The organism is Gracilimonas amylolytica (assembly GCF_002911695.1).
Taxonomy (GTDB): domain Bacteria; phylum Bacteroidota; class Rhodothermia; order Balneolales; family Balneolaceae; genus Gracilimonas; species Gracilimonas amylolytica.
In genome coordinates, this window is record NZ_PQBS01000037.1 from 282539 (window position 1) to 304016 (window position 21478).

25 protein-coding genes are annotated in these 21478 nt (G+C 43.3%); 10 read left to right on the forward strand and 15 right to left on the reverse strand.

Features of this window, described 5'->3' with window-relative positions; genetic code table 11:
* Positions 1-132 precede the first annotated feature (132 nt).
* Positions 133-1653 (reverse strand): 2,3-bisphosphoglycerate-independent phosphoglycerate mutase, encoded by a 1521-nt coding sequence (gpmI, locus tag C3B73_RS10700; RefSeq protein WP_103665586.1) that lies wholly within the window; start codon positions 1651-1653, stop codon positions 133-135.
* Between the two features lie 11 nt (positions 1654-1664).
* Positions 1665-1916, reverse strand: a complete 252-nt coding sequence (gene rpsT / locus C3B73_RS10705) for a 30S ribosomal protein S20 (protein WP_103665587.1) — start codon at positions 1914-1916, stop codon at positions 1665-1667.
* 129 nt (positions 1917-2045) lie between these two features.
* Between rpsT and cmk the strand changes: the two genes are divergently transcribed.
* From cmk to C3B73_RS10720, 3 genes are all read left to right on the forward strand, one after another.
* Positions 2046-2714 carry a (d)CMP kinase gene (gene cmk / locus C3B73_RS10710; RefSeq protein WP_103665588.1) on the forward strand — a complete coding sequence of 223 codons (669 nt, stop codon included), beginning with the start codon at positions 2046-2048 and terminating at the stop codon, positions 2712-2714.
* 58 nt (positions 2715-2772) lie between these two features.
* Positions 2773-4749 carry a 30S ribosomal protein S1 gene (gene rpsA, locus C3B73_RS10715; protein WP_103665589.1) on the forward strand — a complete coding sequence of 659 codons (1977 nt, stop codon included), beginning with the start codon at positions 2773-2775 and terminating at the stop codon, positions 4747-4749.
* Positions 4750-4854: 105 nt separating this feature from the next.
* Positions 4855-5214 (forward strand): hypothetical protein, encoded by a 360-nt coding sequence (locus C3B73_RS10720; RefSeq protein ID WP_157939481.1) that lies wholly within the window; start codon positions 4855-4857, stop codon positions 5212-5214.
* A 315-nt stretch (positions 5215-5529) separates the two neighbouring features.
* Here the strand turns inward: C3B73_RS10720 and C3B73_RS10725 are convergent, their stop codons facing one another.
* Entirely contained in the window at positions 5530-6531 is a 1002-nt protein-coding gene (locus C3B73_RS10725; RefSeq protein ID WP_103665591.1) for an AAA family ATPase, read from the reverse strand.
* Positions 6532-6608: 77 nt separating this feature from the next.
* On the opposite strand from C3B73_RS10725, the gene C3B73_RS10730 reads away from it, so the two are divergent.
* A complete protein-coding gene (locus tag C3B73_RS10730; protein WP_103665592.1) occupies positions 6609-7415 on the forward strand; it encodes an undecaprenyl-diphosphate phosphatase in 807 nt (268 codons plus the stop codon).
* An 82-nt stretch (positions 7416-7497) separates the two neighbouring features.
* On the forward strand, positions 7498-8664 hold the full coding sequence (locus tag C3B73_RS10735; protein WP_103665593.1) for a hypothetical protein: 1167 nt from the start codon (positions 7498-7500) through the stop codon (positions 8662-8664).
* Between the two features lie 16 nt (positions 8665-8680).
* Here C3B73_RS10735 and C3B73_RS10740 read toward each other — a convergent pair whose 3' ends face one another.
* The 12 genes from C3B73_RS10740 to C3B73_RS10795 all read right to left on the reverse strand — a co-directional run bounded on the left by C3B73_RS10740 (position 8681) and on the right by C3B73_RS10795 (position 17380).
* Positions 8681-9823: a BamA/TamA family outer membrane protein gene (locus C3B73_RS10740; protein ID WP_232803151.1), complete on the reverse strand. Its 1143-nt coding sequence runs from the start codon at positions 9821-9823 to the stop codon at positions 8681-8683.
* Positions 9824-9949: 126 nt separating this feature from the next.
* Positions 9950-11677 carry a Na(+)/H(+) antiporter subunit D gene (locus C3B73_RS10745; protein WP_103665595.1) on the reverse strand — a complete coding sequence of 576 codons (1728 nt, stop codon included), beginning with the start codon at positions 11675-11677 and terminating at the stop codon, positions 9950-9952.
* On the reverse strand, positions 11667-11882 hold the full coding sequence (locus tag C3B73_RS10750; RefSeq protein WP_103665596.1) for a hypothetical protein: 216 nt from the start codon (positions 11880-11882) through the stop codon (positions 11667-11669). The genes C3B73_RS10745 and C3B73_RS10750 overlap by 11 nt, the downstream gene beginning before the upstream one ends.
* Positions 11883-11884: 2 nt before the next feature.
* Positions 11885-13369, reverse strand: a complete 1485-nt coding sequence (locus C3B73_RS10755; protein WP_103665597.1) for a monovalent cation/H+ antiporter subunit D family protein — start codon at positions 13367-13369, stop codon at positions 11885-11887.
* Positions 13370-13385: 16 nt separating this feature from the next.
* Positions 13386-14879, reverse strand: a complete 1494-nt coding sequence (locus tag C3B73_RS10760) for a proton-conducting transporter transmembrane domain-containing protein (RefSeq protein WP_103665598.1) — start codon at positions 14877-14879, stop codon at positions 13386-13388.
* Positions 14876-15244 (reverse strand): cation:proton antiporter subunit C, encoded by a 369-nt coding sequence (locus C3B73_RS10765; RefSeq protein ID WP_103665599.1) that lies wholly within the window; start codon positions 15242-15244, stop codon positions 14876-14878. The genes C3B73_RS10760 and C3B73_RS10765 overlap by 4 nt, the downstream gene beginning before the upstream one ends.
* A complete protein-coding gene (locus C3B73_RS10770) occupies positions 15237-15677 on the reverse strand; it encodes an MnhB domain-containing protein (protein WP_103665600.1) in 441 nt (146 codons plus the stop codon). Before C3B73_RS10770 ends, C3B73_RS10765 begins: the two co-directional genes overlap by 8 nt.
* Complete coding sequence (gene mbhE, locus C3B73_RS10775) at positions 15667-15975, reverse strand: hydrogen gas-evolving membrane-bound hydrogenase subunit E (RefSeq protein WP_103665601.1); 309 nt, start codon at positions 15973-15975, stop codon at positions 15667-15669. Before mbhE ends, C3B73_RS10770 begins: the two co-directional genes overlap by 11 nt.
* Complete coding sequence (locus C3B73_RS10780) at positions 15972-16217, reverse strand: hydrogenase subunit MbhD domain-containing protein (protein ID WP_103665602.1); 246 nt, start codon at positions 16215-16217, stop codon at positions 15972-15974. The genes mbhE and C3B73_RS10780 overlap by 4 nt, the downstream gene beginning before the upstream one ends.
* The gene (gene mnhG / locus C3B73_RS10785) at positions 16217-16546 is read right to left on the reverse strand and encodes a monovalent cation/H(+) antiporter subunit G (protein ID WP_103665603.1); all 330 of its coding nucleotides are present in this window, start codon (positions 16544-16546) and stop codon (positions 16217-16219) included. The genes C3B73_RS10780 and mnhG overlap by 1 nt, the downstream gene beginning before the upstream one ends.
* Positions 16539-16820 (reverse strand): monovalent cation/H+ antiporter complex subunit F, encoded by a 282-nt coding sequence (locus C3B73_RS10790; RefSeq protein WP_103665604.1) that lies wholly within the window; start codon positions 16818-16820, stop codon positions 16539-16541. Before C3B73_RS10790 ends, mnhG begins: the two co-directional genes overlap by 8 nt.
* A complete protein-coding gene (locus C3B73_RS10795; RefSeq protein WP_232803153.1) occupies positions 16820-17380 on the reverse strand; it encodes a Na+/H+ antiporter subunit E in 561 nt (186 codons plus the stop codon). The genes C3B73_RS10790 and C3B73_RS10795 overlap by 1 nt, the downstream gene beginning before the upstream one ends.
* 394 nt (positions 17381-17774) lie before the next feature.
* Here C3B73_RS10795 and C3B73_RS10800 point away from each other — a divergent pair, with 394 nt between their 5' ends.
* The 5 genes from C3B73_RS10800 to C3B73_RS10820 all read left to right on the forward strand — a co-directional run bounded on the left by C3B73_RS10800 (position 17775) and on the right by C3B73_RS10820 (position 21431).
* Entirely contained in the window at positions 17775-18059 is a 285-nt protein-coding gene (locus C3B73_RS10800) for a 4a-hydroxytetrahydrobiopterin dehydratase (protein WP_103665606.1), read from the forward strand.
* A gap of 209 nt (positions 18060-18268) precedes the next feature.
* On the forward strand, positions 18269-18658 hold the full coding sequence (gene rpsF, locus C3B73_RS10805; protein ID WP_103665607.1) for a 30S ribosomal protein S6: 390 nt from the start codon (positions 18269-18271) through the stop codon (positions 18656-18658).
* A gap of 30 nt (positions 18659-18688) precedes the next feature.
* Complete coding sequence (rpsR, locus tag C3B73_RS10810; protein ID WP_103665608.1) at positions 18689-18940, forward strand: 30S ribosomal protein S18; 252 nt, start codon at positions 18689-18691, stop codon at positions 18938-18940.
* An 18-nt stretch (positions 18941-18958) separates the two neighbouring features.
* Entirely contained in the window at positions 18959-19405 is a 447-nt protein-coding gene (rplI, locus tag C3B73_RS10815; protein ID WP_103665609.1) for a 50S ribosomal protein L9, read from the forward strand.
* A gap of 109 nt (positions 19406-19514) precedes the next feature.
* Entirely contained in the window at positions 19515-21431 is a 1917-nt protein-coding gene (locus tag C3B73_RS10820; RefSeq protein WP_103665610.1) for a protein-disulfide reductase DsbD family protein, read from the forward strand.
* Positions 21432-21478: the final 47 nt, after the last annotated feature.

Consider the following 21478-nt stretch of genomic DNA (forward strand, 5'->3'; position numbering starts at 1 on the left):
TCCTTAGTCCTTTTGGTATATAATAGTTTCTTTTGATGTATTTCAAAACGTGTCTGACACATCTTTAGTTCATCGCTACTCGAAGGTAGTAGGGCGGTATAGTAAATGCAAACTAAAAGCTTGAGAGAAGAACTAAAATAATGGTGTGCCGGTCATTTCCTCAGGTTGCTCCATTCCCATGAGCTTGAGAATGGTTGGGGATACATCGGCAAGGATGCCGTCATGCATCTGTATTTGTTCAGGATAATTGACGATGACTGCAGGCACCAATGCCGTAGTATGTGCGGTATGTGGACTGCCATCTGCCTTGATCATTTGATCGGCATTTCCATGGTCCGCAATGATCAGAGATCTGTAACCGTGTTCGCTAGCCGTATCGATCACCTTCTTTAATTGAGCATCAACAGCTTCCACAGCTTTGATCGCAGCATCCATGTCTCCGGTATGTCCAACCATATCCGGGTTAGCGAAATTGAGTACTACGAACTGATACTCCTCTGAAGATAGTTTTTCACAAAGTGTATCTGCTACTTCCTCAGCACTCATTTCGGGCTGAAGATCGTAAGTGGCCACTTTGGGGCTTGGGATAACGGTTCTGTCTTCTCCCTCATTTGGAGTTTCAACCCCGCCATTAAAGAAATAGGTGACGTGTGGATACTTTTCAGTTTCAGCAATACGGAACTGTTTAAGTTCCTTTTTGCTGATCCATTCACCCATCGTGTTATTTAAAACCTGAGGTGGAAATGCTACTCTTGCAAACTCAAAGGTCTGATCGTAAGAAGTAAAGGTTGTGTAATGAAGATTCAATTCTTCAACATCAAACTCTGCGAATTCTTTTTCATTAAGTGCCCTTGAGATCTCGCGGGCTCTGTCACCTCGTATGTTATAGAAAATTACGGCATCATCTTTATTGATCCTTGAAGACGCATCGTCGTTTATCAGAATCGGTTTGATGAATTCATCGGTAACATCATTTGCGTAGGAACTTTCAAAAGCTTCCCCGGGAGTATCAAATTTTTCACCTTTTCCTTTTACTAACAGATCGTAAGCCAGCTTAATGCGTTCCCATCGGTTATCACGATCCATGGCATAGTATCGGCCTACAATACTTGCGATCTCACCTACACCGATCTCGGCAGCTTGCTTCTGAAATTCTTTGGCATACTCAATACCACCGTTAGGGGAGGTATCACGACCATCCGTAAAAGCATGAACGTACACATTATCTATGCCGTGTTTTTTACAAAGACGCAGCAATGCAAAGAGGTGTTCGTTATGACTATGAACCCCACCATCCGAAAAAAGACCCATCAGGTGGATCTTATTCTTCTGTTTAGCTTTTTCGATGGCGGCCAGTAACGTTTCGTTCTCGAAAAATGAACCATCTCTGATGGCTTTGTTAATTCGGGAAAGTTCTTGCCAGACAATTCTTCCGGCACCAAGGTTAAGGTGACCAACTTCAGAATTGCCAAACTGACCATCGGGTAATCCTACATTTTCGCCACTCGCGGAAAGCCTGGAGTGGGGGCAGGATTCGAATAGGGAATCAATGAAAGGTTTGTCAGCTTTATCAATTGCGCTGACGGCTGGATCTTCAGCCAACCCGAATCCATCTAAAATGACAAGCAGTGCTTTTGACTCAGGGTTGGCCATCCAACTAAGATCTATAGGTTATTAACGTACTTTGTAAGCTGTGCTTTTTTTCTGGCGGCGTTATTTTCGTGGATAATTCCTTTAACGCTCATTCTGTCGAGGTAAGAAACAGCTTCTTTGAGTGCTTCCTCAGCTTTGCTTTTGTCAGAGATATCGTAAACATTTTTGATTAGCGTTCTCATTTTAGAACGTCTGCTTCGGTTGTGTTTACGGCGTTGTTCAGCCTGACGTACACGTTTTTTAGCTTGTTGGGTTATTGGCATTGCTTAATATGCTTTTAAAATTAATCATTCCTCGATTTTTTTCGAGATTCCAAAATTAAGAGTTATGCAAATATTAAACAAGAAATGATTGAATAATTAACAATATAAGTTTAATTTAGCTGATCTGTTATGATAGTGGTAATTGACGGGCCAGCAGGCTCAGGAAAAAGTTCAACAGCAAAAGCCGTAGCGGCAAACCTTCAGATTCAATTTCTTGACTCAGGAGCGTTGTATCGCGTGGCTACTCTTGTTTATTTGAACAGCCGCGAACATAACCGATCGTTCTTTGAACAGCTTGAAGAAAGTGAGATTTCCTTTTATTTCAAAAAAGAAAAATTTCATGCGTTTCTAAACGGGCAGGATGTCACCGAAGAGATCAGAAGTATGGATGTTTCTGACCATGTAAGTGAAGTGGCTTCAGATCCCAAAGTGCGAGCTTATATAAATGATTTGATGCGGAAAGCCGTAAAACAAGACGTTTATATAGCCGACGGCAGAGATCTGGGTACCGCGGTTTTTCCCGATGCAGAACTGAAATTTTACATGATCGCGGATCTGGATACCAGAGCCGAACGCAGATATAACGAAATAAAGGGATCAGATCCTGAAGTTACCTTAGAAGAGATAAGGAAGAACATTGCACAAAGGGATGAGAAAGATTCGAACAGAGATTCGGATCCTTTAAAAAAGGCCGATGATGCAATTGAAGTGAACACCTCTGATATGACTTTTGAGGATCAGGTTGCTTTCATCAGTAAGGTGATCAGGAAAGAACTATCTAAACAGATAAAAAAGTAAACCCTAACTTATCCCACAGTTGAAAGTCAATTGTGAGGTAAACCAATAACCAAACATAATGACAGAAGAAACGAAACAAGAACAAAACGAAGCAGCTGAAGCACAGGTCGAAGTAACCCAGGCTGCGAATGAAACTGAAGAAGTTGCCACTGAAGAAGAAGTAGCAACACAAGCCGAAGAAACGGCTGCTGAAGAGAGAAAAGAAACACTGACTCACGTATTTTCAGGTGATGTTGAAGGTGATGTATATAAGCTTGAAGACCTTCAAAGACCTTCTGATGAATATACTGATGAAGAGTACAATGAGATGGTGGGTATGTATGAAGATACCCTCAACGAAATTGAAGAAAAGGAAATCGTACAAGGCCGGGTTGTCTCTGTTGATGACAAATATGTTGTAGTTGACATCGGTTTTAAATCTGAAGGTATTATTCAGGTTAATGAGTTCTCTAATGAAGCCCTCGAAGAAATGGAAGTGGGCGATGAGATCGAAGTATTCCTTGACAGAGTAGAAGATAAAGAAGGACAGTTGATCCTTTCCCGCCGTAAAGCAGATATTCTGCAGGCATGGGAGAAAATCGAATCCTCACACGACAATGGTGATATCATTGAAGGTTACATCAAACGACGTATCAAAGGTGGTATGGTTGTGGATATTCTTGGCATTGATGCCTTCCTTCCCGGTTCACAAATTGATGTGCGTCCGGTTCGTGATTTTGATGCCTACGTGGGTAAGACCATGGAATTCCAGGTTGTGAAGCTGAATATGGCCGCTGAGAACGTTGTTGTTTCTCACCGTGCTCTTATTGAGTCTGACCTTGAAGACCAAAGAGAAGAAATTCTTGAGTCTATTGAAGCCGGTCAGGTTCTTGAAGGTACCGTTAAAAATATCACAGACTTCGGTGTATTTATCGATCTTGGTGGTGTTGACGGACTTCTTCACATCACGGACCTTTCCTGGGGACGTGTTGATGATCCAAATGAGATCGTATCTCTGGATCAGCGCATGAACGTTGCCGTTATCGACTTTGATGAGAAGAGCAAACGCGTTTCTCTTGGTCTTAAGCAGCTTCAGCCGCATCCGTGGGAAGGAATCAAAGACAAGTATCCTGAAGGAATGAAAGTTCAGGGTCGTGTGGTATCTATCGCCGATTACGGTGCTTTCATCGAGCTTGAAAAAGGCGTTGAAGGATTGATCCACATTTCTGAAATGTCCTGGACACAACACATTAAGCATCCATCTCAATTGGTTGAGAAGGACGACATCATCGAATGTATCGTTCTGAACATCAACGAAGATGAGAAGAAGATCTCTCTTGGTGTTAAGCAACTTGAAGAAGATCCATGGGCAGATATCCTGGAAAGATTCCCAGTCGGTTCTAAGCATACCGGTATTGTTCGCAACCTCACCAACTTCGGTGTGTTTGTTGAACTTGAACCAGGTATCGATGGTCTGATCCACGTATCTGACTTAAGCTGGACTGAGAAAGTTGACCATCCAAATGAGGTTGTTGACAAAGATCAGGAGATCGAGGTTGTGATCCTCGGCGTTGACTTCGATAACAGAAGAATCACACTTGGACACAAGCAAGTTGAGGACAACCCTTGGAAGAAATATGCTGAAGCATACGCGCCAGGAAATAAAGTGGAAGGCGAAGTTATCAAAACCACTGACAAAGGCGTATTTGTTAAGCTTCCATTAGGTGCCGAAGCATTCCTGAACTACTCTAAAGCTACTGAAGCAGAGTACAAGGAAGGCGATAAGGTTGAAGATGCTTTTGTTCTTAACTTTGATGAAAACAGCAAGAACATTGAATTGAGTCAGCTGGATTCAGACAAGAACAAAGCTAAGAAAGCCAAGAAGAAAGTTGAATCTTCTAACATGGAAACCGGTGCCCCAACACTGGGTGAAATGTCAGGTTTGGCTGCTTTGAAAGCTGATATGGAAGAAAAGGAAAAAGCTGAAGCTCAGAAGAAAGCTGACGCCGCTAAAGCTAAAAAGAAAACAGAAGAAGACTCTGACGAAGAAGAGTGATCTTCACATTTAGCTAACTGATTTAAAGCCTCGTTCAAATGTTTTTGGACGAGGCTTTTTTTATGCTTTACAGTTACCAATACCGTAATTTGGGGTATGTGTAAGTTGCAAACATATAGTACTCTGTTTTTAGTCTTGCTTGCAGGCTCTGCCGCCTTTGGGCAATCGGTTCAGCAGGTCTCTTCTCAGATACAGGCATCCGGTCATCAGATCAATGATGAGTCACTGCCCCCACAATCAGCATTATTTTTTTCTTTTCAGTTACCGGGTTCGGCTGAGTTCATGGATGTTGAGAACAACCACTTGTCTTCAGCCGAAACGAACCATGAAGAACTTTCACCAAAAGGTGTAGAATCGAAAGGAAATAACAGGTGCCGGCAAGAACACTACAGAGCAAACTGTTTCCTGATCGAACCCGGACTGAGCCTGAGGAAACTGATCTTCCCACATCACGTTCATACCTGAGTAAAACTAAGATCTCATCGGTACAAATCATCATTCCACATTAATTGAATAGAAGGGAATGGTGCATCTTAGAATTTTTAATTTTTACTCACATGGAATTTGATGCAGCAACACTCATAATTGCAGCGTTGGCGATCTTATGTTTCGCCATACCCATTGGTTATGATCAGCTAAAGAACAAATCGAAAGAAGAGGACAAATCCTGATCGATGATCAGGTCACTTAAAAAGAAAAAAGCCTCATTTCCCGGAATAGGGATATGAGGCTTTTTTATGGTGATTTTCAGATGAGCTTGTAAATCAGAAGCGTTTACTTCTAAGGCACCTGTACATTATTCATGATCTTGGTAACGATATCTTCGGGACCAATATCCTCGGCTTCAGCCTCAAAGGTTGGAATGATGCGGTGTCTCAGAACATCCATGGCAATAGTACGCACATCTTCGGGTGTAACATAGGCTCTGTGCTCCATAAACGCCTGTGCACGGGCCGCAAGGTTCAGGTTGATGGTGGCCCTTGGTGAGGCACCGAAACTGATCAGATCCTCAAGATCATCCAGATTATAATTCTTTGGTTTTCGCGTGGCAAAAACAAGATCGATAATGTATTGCTCTACCTTTTCATCCATGTAGATCTCGTTGATCGTCTTTCGGGCATCAAGGATCTTTTGGGGATCTACCACTTTATTCAGTGTTTCTTTCTCACCCGTTTTAGCCTGCATGCGCATGATCTGCATTTCCTCTTTTTCAGTCGGATAATCGATCTTCAGCTTCAGCATGAAGCGGTCAACCTGAGCCTCAGGAAGCGGATAGGTACCTTCCTGCTCAACCGGGTTTTGTGTAGCGAGTACTAAAAATGGTTCTTCTAGTTTAAAGGTGCTTTCACCAATGGTTACCTGTTTCTCCTGCATGGCCTCAAGTAGGGCACTTTGAACCTTGGCCGGAGAACGGTTGATCTCATCTGCCAGAATGATGTTGGCAAAAATAGGGCCCTTTTTAACAAAGAAATCGCCTTCTTTCTGATTGTAAATGAGCGTTCCGATCAGGTCGGCAGGGAGGAGATCCGGGGTAAACTGAATACGCTGAAATGACGTGGCTAACACAGTGGCCAAGCTCGATACGGTCAGTGTCTTGGCCAGGCCGGGAACTCCTTCAAGCAGAACATGCCCATTGGTGAGTAACCCCACTAACAATCGGTCTATCATATATTTTTGACCGATAATAACCTTATCAAGTTCCTTTCTGATATCCTCAATGAAAGCACTGTCCTTCTCGATCTTTTGGGTCAGGGCTTCCATGTCAACTGCGTATTCACTCATATTTAATAATTCTTTATTTAGTATTAGCTGATGATATGATTATTTTCTCGCCTTAAAAAAGTGAACAAATATAATAAATGGACATTTTACAATCTTTTTTATTAGGTATCATTCAAGGATTAACTGAATTTTTACCTATCAGCAGTTCGGGACATCTGGTTTTAGGTAAACAAATTCTGGGGGTAGAGGTTGAAACCGGGATCACTTTTGAAGTAGTGGTACACTTTGGAACCTTGTGCAGTATCCTTGTTTATTATCGTAAGATCATCTGGGAACTGATCACTTCAGGATTAAGCTTCTTGCGAGCTCCCTCAGCAAAGAAAGAAGACCCCAATGTAAAACTGATCGGTTTTATTTTGATAAGTATGATCCCTGCCATGATCGTAGGTTTTACACTCGAAGAGCAGGTTGAATCCATATTTTCTTCTCCTTTGATCGTTTCCGGAATGCTTATTGTAACCGGATTAATGCTTTTTTCCACTAAGTTTGTAAAAGATACTCCAAAGGAAGTCTCTTTAGGCAAAAGTTTCCTGATCGGAATTGCCCAGTCTTTTGCAATGATACCGGGTATAAGTCGTTCAGGTTCCACTATTTCCACAGCTTTATGGCTTGGGGTGAAACGGGAAGCAGCCGCTAATTTTTCATTCCTGATGCTGATCCCTGTTATTGCCGGTGCCATGCTGCTTGAAGTGAAAGAACTTATTGAGCTGGGTATTTCTGATGCAGCCCTGATAAATCTGGTGATAGGATTTTTTGCAGCATTTATTTCAGGTTATTATGCTCTCAAATATCTAATTATCATTCTTAAAAGACGCGGTTTCCATTATTTTGCCTATTACTGCTGGATCGTCGGTGCAGTAGGTTTGGTGTATTTCTTTGTATGATTCTTTAGGAAATATTCGATTCAAATTAGTAGAATTAGTCAGGACTTCGTTTCTTCTTTCAATATCAATCGTGAGGTGACCTATGCTTAAACGACTATTTGTAGTTCTATTTTCAGTGATCCTGATTACCGGATGTAACTCCTCTGAAAAGCTTTTGCAGAAAGGTGAGTACGATCGAGCCATCGAGAAAGCTGTTAATAAACTCAGAAAGGATCCCGGTAATGATAAAGAGTTATATGTGTTGAAAGAGGCTTATACCAAGGCTAATACATTTGACATGGATCAGATCACCTTTCTTGAAAAAGAAGGCAGAAGTGAAAATTACGTACGGATATATGAGCTTTACGGTCGGCTTGATCGCAGACAAGACAGGATCAAAACGTTGCCTTCCAGGCTTTTGAATGAGTTCCGGATCATTGATTACGATGATGAATTGATCGCCTCAAAAGAACAGGCGGCTGAAACGTCTTACCTGCAAGGGCTTGAATTTCTGGACATGGGGGGAAGGGAAAACGCGCGGCGGGCGTATTATGAATTTGAAAATGTTCAGGACCTGTATCCAAACTACAAGGATGTGAATGATCTGCAACGGGAAGCAGCCTATCTGGGTACCAATCAGGTCTTGTTTGTTGTTGAAAATAATTCAGAGATCATGCTGCCCGAACGCTTTGAGGCTGAGTTGCTTAAGATCAGCCTGGGCGACCTGAATAATCGCTGGATACAGTACAGTGTGTATGAGAATGAGGAGGTGAATTACGACTATTTTGTTGCTTTGAACATCAATCGTATATCAATGAGTCCTGAAGGCCTGGAGCGCGAAAAGTACACAGAATCTGTTGAGATTCAGGATGGCACCAAATACGTGTTGGATCAAAGAGGGAACGTCATGAAAGACTCCCTGGGTAATGATATCAAAGTTCCGAATATGATCACGGTATCAGCAGAAGTTCAAACTCAGAGACAGTTCAAGGAAGCTACCGTTGGCGGAAGTCTTGACTATATTGACCTGCGTACAGATCAACTGGTTAGATCTGAAAATATTGGTGTCACCGCTGTGTTTGAGCATGTTTCAGGTGCATTTACCGGTGATGAGCGTGCTTTAAGTGAAGACTCCAGGGAGATCATTGAAAGAAGGGCCGTGCCATTTCCAAACGATGAATTCATGCTGATGGATGCAGCTACTTTACTCAAAGAACGTGCTAAGGATATCATGTACCGAAACCGGGAATTACTGAGTTCTACTTACTGATAAACATCAGCTCTGATCAAAAAAGGTAACCGGCGGTAAAGTATAATCCATAGCCATCGTCAGAAAAACCGAGGTCAGCACGAAATATAAAATTCGCGTTGAAGAAAGAACTTGTGCCTCCCAAACCATAAGTGTATTTAAGATCATCAAACACGTCCTTTAATGAGGTTCCATTGGCATAGGTTCGTCCTGCATCAAAGAAAAGAGTACCACCAAATTTGACTTCATAAGCAGGGAATTCGAATAGCCAGGTTCTCAGTTCGGTATTCAGTAAAAGGGCATTATCATCCATGAACCGGTTTTGCGGGTAACCCCTCATGGTCTCTTCGCCACCTATGACCGGAAGTTTTCTGAATGGAGCCTCTCCGTCAATGTGTTGATATGAGAGGCGATTGGCAAAAGTGATATCCCGGATAAGGTGAAAGGTGTAATACGTTCTGATCTCACTTTCAACGAAGGGAAAGATATCGGTTGTCCGGGTGTAATCTTTGATCAGCTGAAACCCTGCTTTGCCATAGATGCCATTACGGGGATCGAATTCGTTATCACGACTGTCAAAAATATATCCGGTTCCAAGAGAAACAGTCCCTGACTTTTCTACACCCACAGGACTTCTCTGATACAAATATGAATTTTGACCGATATCCACCGGGTTGTGATAATCAAATTCGGTCAGGAAATACACATCAGATGAATATCCTGATGAGTATTGTTTCAATGAATGGCGAAGGATCGATTCTATGCCAAACGAAAAAGATTCGTAATAGTAGAATTCCTGATCTTCTAAAATAGAGGGATGCAGATCATCGTAGGTACCAACTCCATAAAATTGATCATTCAGGAACTTGGAAACAAACAGTTCAGTGGTGAGTCGTTTTCTTTGATCAAAGATATGAGGTTTATCGTACAGGATGGATGCAGAAAATAATCCATTCGTGGAAGCCAATGCATCAACCGTAAAATATGAGTAAAATGGCCGAACCCCATCTCTGTAATGATACCGGCTTATGATCCCACCACCGATCAAGCCATAGTCGCTGTTGTATCCCAAAGCCGGCATAAAGGCAAAGTCCAGGGTATCGGTCACAGTGATCCGTTTCCCTTCATCGCTAATGGGTTGTGCGAAAGTCTCGGGCAGTGAACCTGTTAAGATGATCACAAAAATAAAAAAATAGGACCTAAAGCGTTTCAAACGATCTTTATAAATTGAATTTTGATGGATATGGAGCCCCGAAGATAAAAGCTTTATCGACCTATCTAAATTAGAGTATGGGTGTTATCGGTTCTATAGTAAAATGACCAAAAGGGCTACGATAAACCCGAATAATATAAAGGACAGTGCCGCTCCAATTGACGCTGAAAATCCATCCGATTTGACCTCACGGCCTTCTGCCACAAATGATGGCAATAAGATCTTTAGAGGATTCTTGGATACCGATGAAACACCCCCTGCAATCGCATAGACTACCTGCTCAGCTTTGCCAAACAGGTTATTTGGGAAGGTAACGAATATCTTTTCTACGATAGTTGCCGGTTTGCGATAAAACCAGTCGGTGTCTGAGGAGATGGTTGAAGAGGTGTTCAAATGATCTTTAAGGAACCAGAAAGCAACAAAAGCCAGTACCAGGATCTGTGTCATTTCTACGAAATTATACACTGAGAATGGCTGGAAGTCAGTTGGATAGGGCAGTTGGGTGTAAAGAAGTTGAGGAGCCACTCCAAACAGAATGCAGAAAAAGGCTCCAACACCCATTGCCACTTTCATGTTCACAGGTATAGCTTTGAGTTCCAGATCCTCTGTTCTTTCCCTGAACCATGTAAAGTAGGGGAGTTTAAGTCCTGAGTGTATGAATGTTCCGATGGTTGCAATAAGTAGCAACAAGATAGGCCATTCCAGGTGAGCGTCTCCCATGGCACCGGAGATCATTGTCTTACTGATAAACCCATTCAGAAACGGAGCTCCTGAAATTGATAGGGCACCAACCAGATACAATCCAAGAACTAAAGGCATTTTTTTGGAAAGTCCGCCTAATTCGCTCAGTTTACTTTTTCCGGTTGAGTAAATAACGGCACCTGCTGCCATAAACAACAGAGATTTATAAATAATATGATTGAAAGCATGAGCTGTGGCACCATTAAGGGCAAGTTCAGAACCGATTCCAATAGCGGTCACCATATAACCGATCTGACTGATGATGCTATAAGCCAGGATCTCACGGATATCATTTGCAAGTAGGGCATAAATGGTGCCATAAATGGCCATGATCACTCCAACCCAGATCAAAACTTCCCATCCGGGGAATAGGCGGATCATCACGTAAACTGCAGATTTTGTAGTCAAGGCACACATAAATACCGCTCCGGTAATAGTAGCTTTTGGATAGGCATCAGCAAGCCATGCGTGCAGAGGCGGTACGGCTGTGTTCAATGCCACACCCAGAAGTATAAAAATGTTTGCAAGGGTGTAATCGGGCATCAGCTGTTCGAGATAGAGAGATCCGCCTGCATTCAGATGTAACAAGATACCGGTAAACAATAAGCCACCACCAAGAATATGAACCAACAGGTAGCGCATACCTGCTTTATCCGATTCGTTTGTACGCCTTGCCCAGATCAGGTAAGAAGAGGCCGCGGCCATCAGTTCCCAGAATATGAACAGAGTGAAGTAATCCCCTGCAAAGGTTACCCCAAGGGCTCCACCTGCGTAGGCAAGTGCCGAACTTTGCTGTCCTATGTCTTTGATATGGAAAGCATATATCCCTCCAATTATAGTGATGAGGGAGAAGATGATCCCAAAAATTCGGCTTAATCCATCTACCGAAAGAAGTTGTAATTCATAACTGGCGAAGGATACCTGTAACAGATCACCATCAGGTAGATTCCAAAGGATCCCCAACGCGATCAGAGGAAAGGTGATAAAAGCAGCACTTCTGACACGTTCCGGTAACAGTGGAAGCACGAGGGCTCCCAATATCAAAATTATAGCCGGAATTGAAATGAGCTCAACGATCATAGTAATCTTCGTTGCTTAAGATGAATATTTTACCAAGGATCTTTGAACCAAAGATCAAAACGATAGCTCCCAGTCCACCCCATAAGGCATAAAAAGCGGGAACGCTGTTCCACCAGTGTGAGTCGTAGTCAGCCAGGTAGGTAAATTCCAGTACCAGACTGACGATCAGCAGTAAACCTAATATAATCCAGTGCCAGTTCTTCATGGTCAGATAGAATTAAATATGGTTGAGGCTACAGAGGAGGCCATATCGAAAAAGTTGAAAAACAGATCAGGATTCAATCCAAATAAAATGGAAAGAACGGCCGTGCTCATTAACGGGACTACCATGAAGGGAGAAGCCTCGGTATGGCCTTCCAGTTCAGGGCCGCCTTTCTTGAAATAAGCTCTGTGGATGATGGGAAAGAAATAGCCCACGTTCAGTAATCCACTCACTACAAAAATTATGACCGGTACCAGCATGCCACCTTCAAGGGCTCCGGCTGCTAAGTACCATTTACTTACAAATCCGTTTACTGGTGGGATCCCGGCGAGCCCCATGGAACCGATGGTAAATGCTGCCATGGTCCATGGCATGACCTTGGCGATCCCATTCAGGTCGCTGATATTCTTTTTATGCAAATTGACCATAATAGCACCGGCACAGAAGAAAAGGGTGATCTTCATGGTGGCATGAAAGGAAATATGCATGATACTACCCACCAGGCCGGTTTCAGTGAGTAAAGCCACACCAAGCACGATATAAGAAAGATGACCTACGGTTGAATAAGCCAGTCTTCGTTTCAGATTATCTTGTGCAAAGGCCAGTAGGGAGGCTACAATAATGGTAAAGCCGGCGAGTACCATCAGTATATCGTTCAGGCCGAACTGGGCCATTACATCAGGACCAAAGATGAATCCAACCACACGGATCACCCCAAAAACACCGGATTTTACCACGGCAACAGCGTGTAGCAGGGAACTTACCGGTGTGGGGGCAGCCATAGCCGAAGGTAACCAGCTATGCAGAGGCATGATGCCGGCTTTCACCCCAACACCGCCGAGAAATAGAAGAAATATGGTGACGGCCATTGTGCTTGTAAGATCCGTGTCTCCAAAAATACCACCCGGTACAAAATCCAGGGTTCCTGTGAGGGAATAAGTAATTCCTGCGGCAGCGATCAGGAGTAAGCCGGCAGTCAGGGTATAGCTAAGGTATTTACGACCAGCTGCTATGGCTTTTTTGCTTTCACTGTGAATAACGAGAGGATAGGTGGCCAGGGTCAGCATCTCGTAAAAGATGATAAAGGTCAAAAGGTTACCGGAAAACGCGATCCCAATGGTAGAGCTTAAACAGACAGCAAAACTGGCAAAATATCGGGTCTGTTTCTTTTCTTTGTGGCCGCGCATGTAGCCTATTGAATAGAACGAGGTGAAGATCCATAGTCCGGAGGCAATGAGGGCAAAGAACACGCCAAAGGTATCAGCTTTGAGTACCAGCGGCAGGTTTGGTGCGATCTCAAGCAATTCCAGTTCGATCACATTGCCTTGCAGGGCAGAGGGTAATAAGGTGAGAACCAGCAGGAATTTGATAACACCGGCAAGTATCGTCCAGAACTCGCGGAGATTCGGTTTCTTTGAACTCAGCAAGATGAACGGCACCGCAGCCAGCGATACCAGTACAGCATATAAAGGGACGTACGTTAGCTCCATTGCGTTAATTATCTGATTAAAATCCTGCAGGAAACATGGTGAAAATTATATTGACGATGTAGGCATTGAATATACCCACTACTAATAAACCTAAAGCCATCACAGCCATTGGAAACATCATGGTGAAACCGACTTCGTTGTTTTCTATGATTTCGGTGTCTTCAGTTAATTCTTCTTCAGGATCGTTTAGATATACTTTTTCGAGAATTCTGAAGAAATACACCGCATTCAGCAATGAACTGATGAGGATAACCGCAAGGAGGATCCAGTTACTGTTTTCGATGGTTCCCAGTGCCAGATACCATTTCGAGAAAAAGCCGGCAAGTGGCGGTAGCCCAACCATAGAGATGGCCGCAGTTGTAAAAGCAGCCATCGTCCAGGGATATTTTTTGCGATAGCTGTTATTGAATTTCGTAATGAGAGAGTGGCCTTCTTTGGATCGTAAACTTCCGGAGACAAGAAACAGCAATGCTTTCATCAATGCGTGGTTTAGGACATGAAGCACGGCCCCAATAAACCCAAATGGATTTGCCTGGCTGATCCCCATGATAATATATCCGATCTGAGATACGGAGCTGTAAGCCAGCATCTTCTTCATTTCACTTTGGGCAATAGCCATGATGGAACCGTAAAGGATCCCGATACCAGCAAAAATTCCAATGATGGTGGTTACCGGTAACTGATCATCGATCAGATCCACTCCGAATAAAAAGAGAACCACTCTAAATAAAATGTAGGCAGCTACTTTGGTACCGATAGGGGCGATCAAGGCAGAAGAACTTGAGGAGGCAAAAGTGTACGAATCGGGCAGCCAGCCATGAAGCGGGAACAGAGCCGCTTTCACCCCAACACCGATGACCATAAGTATAAGTGCGGCCACTACGGAGGAATGTCCGATCACCTGAGGCAACATGGCATGCATGTCAATGATATTCAGAGTGCCCGTAACGGTGTAAAGAAATCCAACGCCCAAAAGATAGAGTGAGCCACCGACCGTTCCGATAATGAGATACCGGAAGGAAGCATAAGGAGCTCGTTTTTCACCAATAGCGATCAGTGCATAGCTTGAAAGTGATGAGATCTCCAGGAAAACATACAGATTGAAAAGATCGCCGGTGAGCACCATGCCATTGAAACCAAGCATCATTAGCATGGCGATGGTGTAGTAGGGCATTTTCTTGCCGGGAAATTCCAGTTTGCTGATCTCTTTAGAGTGAATCAAGACCAGAAAGGCGATGGTGTTGATGACCAGAACAATAAATGCCGCCAGGCCGTCATAAACAAATTCAATTCCGACCGGGGGAGTCCAGCCACCAAAGTAATAGCGTATGGTTTCTCCGGTGTTAATGAGATGTAAAAACCCCCAAGCCGAAAGGAAAGAGGCTATGCCGGTACCGAGCAGGCTCAGGTGCCAGACGATCTCACGCTTCCATAATCCTATGAGAGGTATTAATATCGCAAACAGGATATAGGTAACAGGAATTAAAGCCGGTATCTCTGATCCGATCATTGAATCTTATCTAAAAGTTCTTCTTCGTTCAGCGTGCCGTAACGGTTGTATATCTTGATCAAAAGGGCGTAGGCAACTCCCAGTGTTGCTACACCAACCACAATAGCTGTCAGCATTAAAGTATGCGGTAAGGCATTCATGTAATTTGCCACTTCACTGACCGGAAGGCCATCGGCTTTTACCGGAACGGTGGCACCTTCTTTCATCGCTACAGACACAAAAAACAGAATTACACCGGCCTGAAAAATGGACAGACCAATGGTCTTCTTCACTAAATTCTTTTTCAACAACATTCCATACAGCCCTACCGAAAGCAGGATCATGGTAAACCAATACGCGTAATGGCCCATAAAGAAATCAAGCATAATCTTCTCCTTTCACCATGTTATCATAGATCAGCACCAATACGGTCATAACCGTGAGCCCGATCCCAAGTTCAATGATCAGAATTCCCCAGTATCTCAGGTCTGCTCCTTCCAATCCGGGAAGAGGCAGTTGTTCGTAATCCAGGAAATATCCGCCCATAATGAGTGCGAGTAATCCCGTTCCAAAATAGATGATCACACCAATGGCGGCATAGGGTGTTGCCAGATAATCCTTGAATTGAAGGTTGGCGATCTTTGTGCCGCTGGCAATTCTGACCAGTAAAAGTGAAGCGGCAAGCAGGGTTCCACCCTGAAATCCGCCGCCCGGGGAATAGTGCCCGTGAAAGATCACATAGAATCCAAAGACCATGATATACGGACTTAGAAAACGGGTACCTAATAATACGATCGGGCTGGGTGACCTACCTTTCATCGTCTTCCCTCCGGTTTCTGAGTAAAAGGAAGGTGATCATACCGGCTGTGAATATCACGATCTGCTCACCCAGGGTATCAATGCTACGATAATCACCAAGTACAACGGTTACGATATTGGGTGTGTGAGCATCGTTATATGCTTCACGGATATAGTAATTGCCGGGCACCTCAGTGCCGGTCATGCTGGTTCGCTGATTCATCTGATTATCAGCCTTTCCACGAAAGGGAAGGTCTGAAGCAGCAAACAGCAGCAACAGTGCAAATACCAGTATTAAAAGTAGTTTTAGAACCTTCAATCTTCTGTCTTAAATGTGGTTTGATAAATTGCTACGATCAAGAGTATTCCGGTCACACCGGCGCCTACTACGGCTTCGGTAAAACCTACATCCACGGCTCCCATGGTGGTAAATAACAAGGCCATTAAGAAGCTGAAAAGTGTAAGCATGACGGCGGCCACCAGCAGGTCTTTCGATTCGAGGGCTATAATTGCCGTGATCAATAAAAAGATGAAAAGAATGATCTCAAGTTCCCAGAACATCAGCTATCCTCCTTCTTCTTTTTATGATCTTCAAAAATAGGTTTTAATCCTGAATTGATAGCTGCACGCGCCAGGGCATGAGCGCCAACCGGATTGGCCAGTAATATGAACAGGAGTATGAGAAACAATTTTCCGCTGTTAATATTCAACCCCTCATAAATGATCAGTCCAAGTATGATCAGCATCATGCCCAGCGTATCACTTTTACTGGTGGCGTGAGTTCTTGAGTAAAAATCGGGTAAACGGATCGTACCAATACTTCCGATCAGCAAAAAGAAGATCCCGGCAACAACAAAAAGTATGGTCAGGATATTTGTGATATCAATCATCGTATCGGAAGTTTGTGTTCTCTGATGAGAAATATTTGGCTATGGTCAACGATCCAACAAATCCAAGTACTGCGTAAGCAAGAGTGATATCCACGAACATGCCAATGCGGTCAAACACATATCCGATCAGGCAGATCAGCACAATGGTCTTTGTTGCGATGGCATTGGTTCCTACAAGGCGGTCAAATACCGTAGGACCTTTGATCACCCTGTAAGCAGGTACCGCAATAATGGCAGTGAGAATAACTGCACTGTAGAGGAAAAATGATTCCATCAGTTCAGCTCCTCCTTACTGTGTAAAACTCTAAAATCATAAACTACCTGATCTGTTTCTGCTTTAAATAATTTCAAGACCATTTGAGGCATTTCATCGCTTGCGATACCTTCGAAAGAAACCGGTGAAATGGCATGCACGGTAAATTCATCTCCTTCTATATCCACTGTGAGTGTACCCGGGGTCAGCGTTATCGAATTTCCAAGGATCATTTTGCAGTGCGCATTTGGGAAATTGACCTTAAACTTTACCACTGAGGTTTGAATAGGCAGCGATGGCGTGAGTAAGATCTTTGCAACCTGAATTCCTGAAACCACGATCTGAACGAGTAACCACAGAAAATAGTAGGGTACATAGAAGACCCTGAGGTCTTTGATCACGTCCGATTCATCCGCAAAATAGGAGTGAGCTTTGAGTTTGTAATTAACGGCCATCACAATACCAACACTGACAACTCCCATCAGTGAGTGTGTCACATCAAAAAAACCGCTCATGATGTACCAGAATGCCATCAGGCTTAAAAAGGAGGTAATCAGGCTTTTTGCAGATAATGACTTCAAAATTAAGTAAAGAGTAGGGTTAGCGTTAAATTTCTAATGGCTTATAACATACAAATTCTGAATAATTCTTGAAATGTTATTTGAGCGATTGTTAGTTCTGTTGAACCATCGATTTAAAAAATAATAGCCGGCTGAAAAATCAGCCGTTAAAAGATTATCAAAAGTGAGTTGTCATATCCTTTAAATATTGTAAATGCGTTTAGCGTTCCGATTCGCTTCGCATTATAAAGTTCACCATTTACAAAAGAATCGTTAAGTAATTATGAAGCTGAGCGTGAGAGAGCGTAAGCAACTACCCGGATACATGGAACTATTTTGTAGTGACTCGCACTGTATTAAATGAAAATGGCTATCGTAGAAATCTGAAACATATTCTAAGTAGGAGAAGAGTATTATGGCAAAACCATTAACAGAATCAGATATAGAGCAAAAACTTGGATCTCTGTCCGGCTGGAAGTTTGAGAATGATAAGATCAGCAATGAATACGAGTTCAAAAACTTCAGTGAAGCCCTGGGTTTTATCGTTCGGGTTGGAGTTGAAGCAGAAAAGCAGGGACATCACCCTGAACTGTTCAATGTGTACAATACAGTGAGGATCTCGTTAAGCACCCACGACGCGGGAGATAAGGTAACCCAAAAAGATCTTGATCTGGCAAAGGCGATCAATGAATTGAACTGAAAGTTTACACCTTAAGTATCTGAGTTGGGCATGTGTTGAAAATAGGGAAGGTCAAGTCAGTAAGGTGATCGGCACGCTGGTTTAGTATTTAATTAATTCTGTTGTAATAGTAGCTGAAAAAAGCGTATCTTTGGAGTCTTCTGTTGCTCGGCAAAGTGCCAGAGTGACTGCTTTTATCTCAGAAAGCACCCAAAGAAAACATATATAAAATGAGCAAGAACTATTACGAGTTTACCTATATCATAAACCCTGTTCTCGAAGAGGACATGTTTAAAGAGACCGTTGATAAAGTTAACAAGCTTATCGAAAACAACGGTGGTGAAATTGATGAAGTTGATGAGTGGGGCTTACGTCAGTTTGCATACGATATCGACAAAAAAGGAAGTGGATACTATGTGAATATGTATTTCACTGCACCTGCTGAAGCGATCGCTTCTGTTGAACGACAGTTACGCATTGACGATAACGTGCTTCGTTTCTTAACCCTCAAGTATGATGCAAAAATGTTGCGTCACAGAGAACTTCAGAGAAAAAATGAAGTCCCTGATATCTTCGCGATCGAAGACGAAGATGAGGACAACGAAGAAGACGACGATTAAACAGCCAAATCTCACAAAAGGAATTGAATTATGATTAAGAATCCATCACACCCGAAAAAAAATCAACGTAAAGTTAAGCAGTGTAAGTTTACACGTGCCGGACTTGAGTACATCGATTACAAAGATGTTGAGACTCTTCAGCGCTTCACCAACGATCAGGGAAAGATCCTTCCGCGTCGTGTTACCGGTACAAGTGCTAAACATCAACGACAGTTAACAACGGCCATCAAACGTGCTCGCTTTTTAGCACTTATGCCGTACGTAGCTGAAAACCTTCGATAAAATTTATAGAACAGTATTATGAAGATCATTCTTAGAGAAGACGTAGAAAAATTAGGACAATCCGGAGAAGTTGTTGATGTGAAGGATGGATACGGTAGAAACTACCTGATCCCACAAGGCAAAGCCGTTATGGCAACCAAAGGAGCCATTCAGGAACTTGAAAGACTGAAGAAGGAAGCCGCACGTCAGGCTGAATTTACAGTAAATGAAGCCAAAGAACTGGCCAAGCAGCTTGAAGTGACCTCACTGACCATTCCGGTTACAACAGGAGATGAAGACAAGATCCACGGTACCGTGACCAACGCAGATATTGCCAAGGCACTGGAAGAGCGTGACATTCTTGTTGAGAAGAAAGATGTGACACTTGATCAGGAAGTTAAAGGTCTCGGTGAATACACCGCAACCGTTAGCCTGGTAGGTGATCTGAAACCACAGGTTAAGTTTTGGGTTGTTAAAGACGAATGATCATTTTCATTCGGGATTTCAGGCACTAATTTCGAATAAAGTAAGTTTCATTCAGTGTACAACATCCTATAAACAGGTTTAACCTGAACAACGACAGAAATTAGTTTCAATGAAATCATTGCAAATCAAATTAATGGGGATCATCATTCTGATGTTATCCCCATTTTTTTTACAGGCTCAAATTCCCGATCCGGTAAAATTCACCCTATCAGAAGTACCTGACTCAGTATTAGCCGGTGAGGTATTCGAAGTAAAAGTGGATGCCTCCATCGAAGGTAACTGGCACCTGTATTCTATTCTTAATGATGAAGACGCCGGGCCTTTCCCAACCGAATTTTCAGCCAAATCCAACAATTTTGTGATCGTTGGTCAGGCTACCGAATCGGAAGCCGATATTGAAATCGATCCAAACTTTGAAGCCGAATTAGGCTGGCATAGTAACTTTGCTGAATTCACCATTCCGGTTGCGATCAAGACCACAGAAACCGGGAAGCAAAACCTGGATATTGAAGTTTATTATCAGGTCTGTGACGACAAAGTATGTTTGCCACCCACCACTAAATCGATCGTGGCAGGTGTTACGGTAACCGGTGTAGCCGCGGATCCTGATCCGGAGGCTTTGGATGATGGCAGCGGTACGGAACTTTCAGGTACTGAAGCAGAGATCAAGGAATCAGCCCTTGGAGGAGAAGGCGTCTTTTCCTTTTTATGGCTGGCTATTCTGGCCGGTTTTGCAGCCTTGCTGACTCCATGTGTTTTCCCGATGATACCACTGACCGTATCCTATTTTGCCAAGCAAGATGAAGGCGGGAAAGCTGTGGGTAAAGCTTTTCTTTTTGGTGTGGCGATCGTAGCAACATTCACACTGTTGGGGATTCTGCTGGCCGCTGTATTCGGAGTATCAGGAGCTCAGAATTTTGCATCCAATCCATGGGTGAATCTATTTATTGCCTTTGTATTGGTGGCATTTGCTTTCAGTTTACTGGGGATGTACGAGCTGCAATTACCCCATCAGCTAACTAACTGGCTGAACCGTAAGAGTAACCAAAGTTCAGGAGTAGCCGGTATCTTATTCATGGCTTTGACCATCAGTGCAGTATCCTTTTCCTGTACGGCACCTTTTGTTGGGGGCGTATTTGCTGCCACAACCGGTGGTGAATGGTTCTATCCAATTATCGGGATGATCGGGTTTTCTGCCGCATTCGCCAGTCCTTTTGTGATCTTAGCCATTTTTCCAAAATGGATGGAATCACTACCCAAAAGCGGTTCATGGATGAATATTGTTAAAGTGATCCTTGGATTTATAGAATTGGCTGCAGCCTTTAAATTCCTGTCAAATGTGGACCTGGTTTGGGAGTGGGGGGTTGTTTCACGCCCACTGACGATCGCTGCATGGATCGCCATATTCCTGTTAACCGGATTGTACCTTCTGGGCAGTTACTCCCTGAAGCACGAGCAAAAGCCGGAAAGTATCTCAACCGGACGGATGTTGCTGGCTATCCCTTTTTTCCTGTTTAGCTTTTACCTTATACCGGGTTTGTTAGGCTCCTCACTTGGCATTTGGGATGCGTTTCTCCCTCCAAAACAAGCTACTGATGTAAGCCTGGTGGCATCGATCGGAACCATGGGAGGTTCAGGTACTTCAAGCAGTGCTGACGATGGCTGGTCTAAGGATTTTGAAGCTTCTAAAGAAGTGGCGATAGAAGAAGGCGTGCCGATCTTCATCGATTTTACGGGTTACACATGTACAAATTGCCGGGCTATGGAATCAAATGTGTTTCCGTTAGCTGAAGTGGTGGAGCGTTTTGACCAAATGGAACTGGTTAAACTGTACACCGACGGTGGTCCTGATGGTCCTGAAAATCAGATGTTTCAGTTTGAACTGACCGGGAATGTGGCCCTTCCTACTTACGCTATTGTGGACCCGGAAACGGAAAGGGTGATCGCTCAAAGCCTGGGGTATAGCAAAAAAGAAGATTTTGTCGCCTTTCTGGATAAGGGACTTCAAGCCTACCAAAACCGATAACGGTTGACCCTTACCGATTAAAGCTTTAGCCTTGATCAACGGCTAAC

Bases quoted from the DNA above. Each gene is read 5' to 3' on its own strand.
- gpmI (WP_103665586.1), bottom strand. From the start codon at position 1,653: ATGGCCAACCCTGAGTCAAAAGCACTGCTTGTCATTTTAGATGGATTC.
- rpsT (WP_103665587.1), bottom strand. From the start codon at position 1,916: ATGCCAATAACCCAACAAGCTAAAAAACGTGTACGTCAGGCTGAACAA.
- cmk (WP_103665588.1), top strand. From the start codon at position 2,046: ATGATAGTGGTAATTGACGGGCCAGCAGGCTCAGGAAAAAGTTCAACA.
- rpsA (WP_103665589.1), top strand. From the start codon at position 2,773: ATGACAGAAGAAACGAAACAAGAACAAAACGAAGCAGCTGAAGCACAG.
- C3B73_RS10725 (WP_103665591.1), bottom strand. From the start codon at position 6,531: ATGAGTGAATACGCAGTTGACATGGAAGCCCTGACCCAAAAGATCGAG.
- C3B73_RS10730 (WP_103665592.1), top strand. From the start codon at position 6,609: ATGGACATTTTACAATCTTTTTTATTAGGTATCATTCAAGGATTAACT.
- C3B73_RS10735 (WP_103665593.1), top strand. From the start codon at position 7,498: ATGCTTAAACGACTATTTGTAGTTCTATTTTCAGTGATCCTGATTACC.
- C3B73_RS10745 (WP_103665595.1), bottom strand. From the start codon at position 11,677: ATGATCGTTGAGCTCATTTCAATTCCGGCTATAATTTTGATATTGGGA.
- C3B73_RS10750 (WP_103665596.1), bottom strand. From the start codon at position 11,882: ATGAAGAACTGGCACTGGATTATATTAGGTTTACTGCTGATCGTCAGT.
- C3B73_RS10755 (WP_103665597.1), bottom strand. From the start codon at position 13,369: ATGGAGCTAACGTACGTCCCTTTATATGCTGTACTGGTATCGCTGGCT.
- C3B73_RS10760 (WP_103665598.1), bottom strand. From the start codon at position 14,879: ATGATCGGATCAGAGATACCGGCTTTAATTCCTGTTACCTATATCCTG.
- C3B73_RS10765 (WP_103665599.1), bottom strand. From the start codon at position 15,244: ATGCTTGATTTCTTTATGGGCCATTACGCGTATTGGTTTACCATGATC.
- C3B73_RS10770 (WP_103665600.1), bottom strand. From the start codon at position 15,677: ATGAAAGGTAGGTCACCCAGCCCGATCGTATTATTAGGTACCCGTTTT.
- C3B73_RS10780 (WP_103665602.1), bottom strand. From the start codon at position 16,217: ATGTTCTGGGAACTTGAGATCATTCTTTTCATCTTTTTATTGATCACG.
- mnhG (WP_103665603.1), bottom strand. From the start codon at position 16,546: ATGATTGATATCACAAATATCCTGACCATACTTTTTGTTGTTGCCGGG.
- C3B73_RS10790 (WP_103665604.1), bottom strand. From the start codon at position 16,820: ATGGAATCATTTTTCCTCTACAGTGCAGTTATTCTCACTGCCATTATT.
- C3B73_RS10800 (WP_103665606.1), top strand. From the start codon at position 17,775: ATGGCAAAACCATTAACAGAATCAGATATAGAGCAAAAACTTGGATCT.
- rpsF (WP_103665607.1), top strand. From the start codon at position 18,269: ATGAGCAAGAACTATTACGAGTTTACCTATATCATAAACCCTGTTCTC.
- rpsR (WP_103665608.1), top strand. From the start codon at position 18,689: ATGATTAAGAATCCATCACACCCGAAAAAAAATCAACGTAAAGTTAAG.
- rplI (WP_103665609.1), top strand. From the start codon at position 18,959: ATGAAGATCATTCTTAGAGAAGACGTAGAAAAATTAGGACAATCCGGA.
- C3B73_RS10820 (WP_103665610.1), top strand. From the start codon at position 19,515: ATGAAATCATTGCAAATCAAATTAATGGGGATCATCATTCTGATGTTA.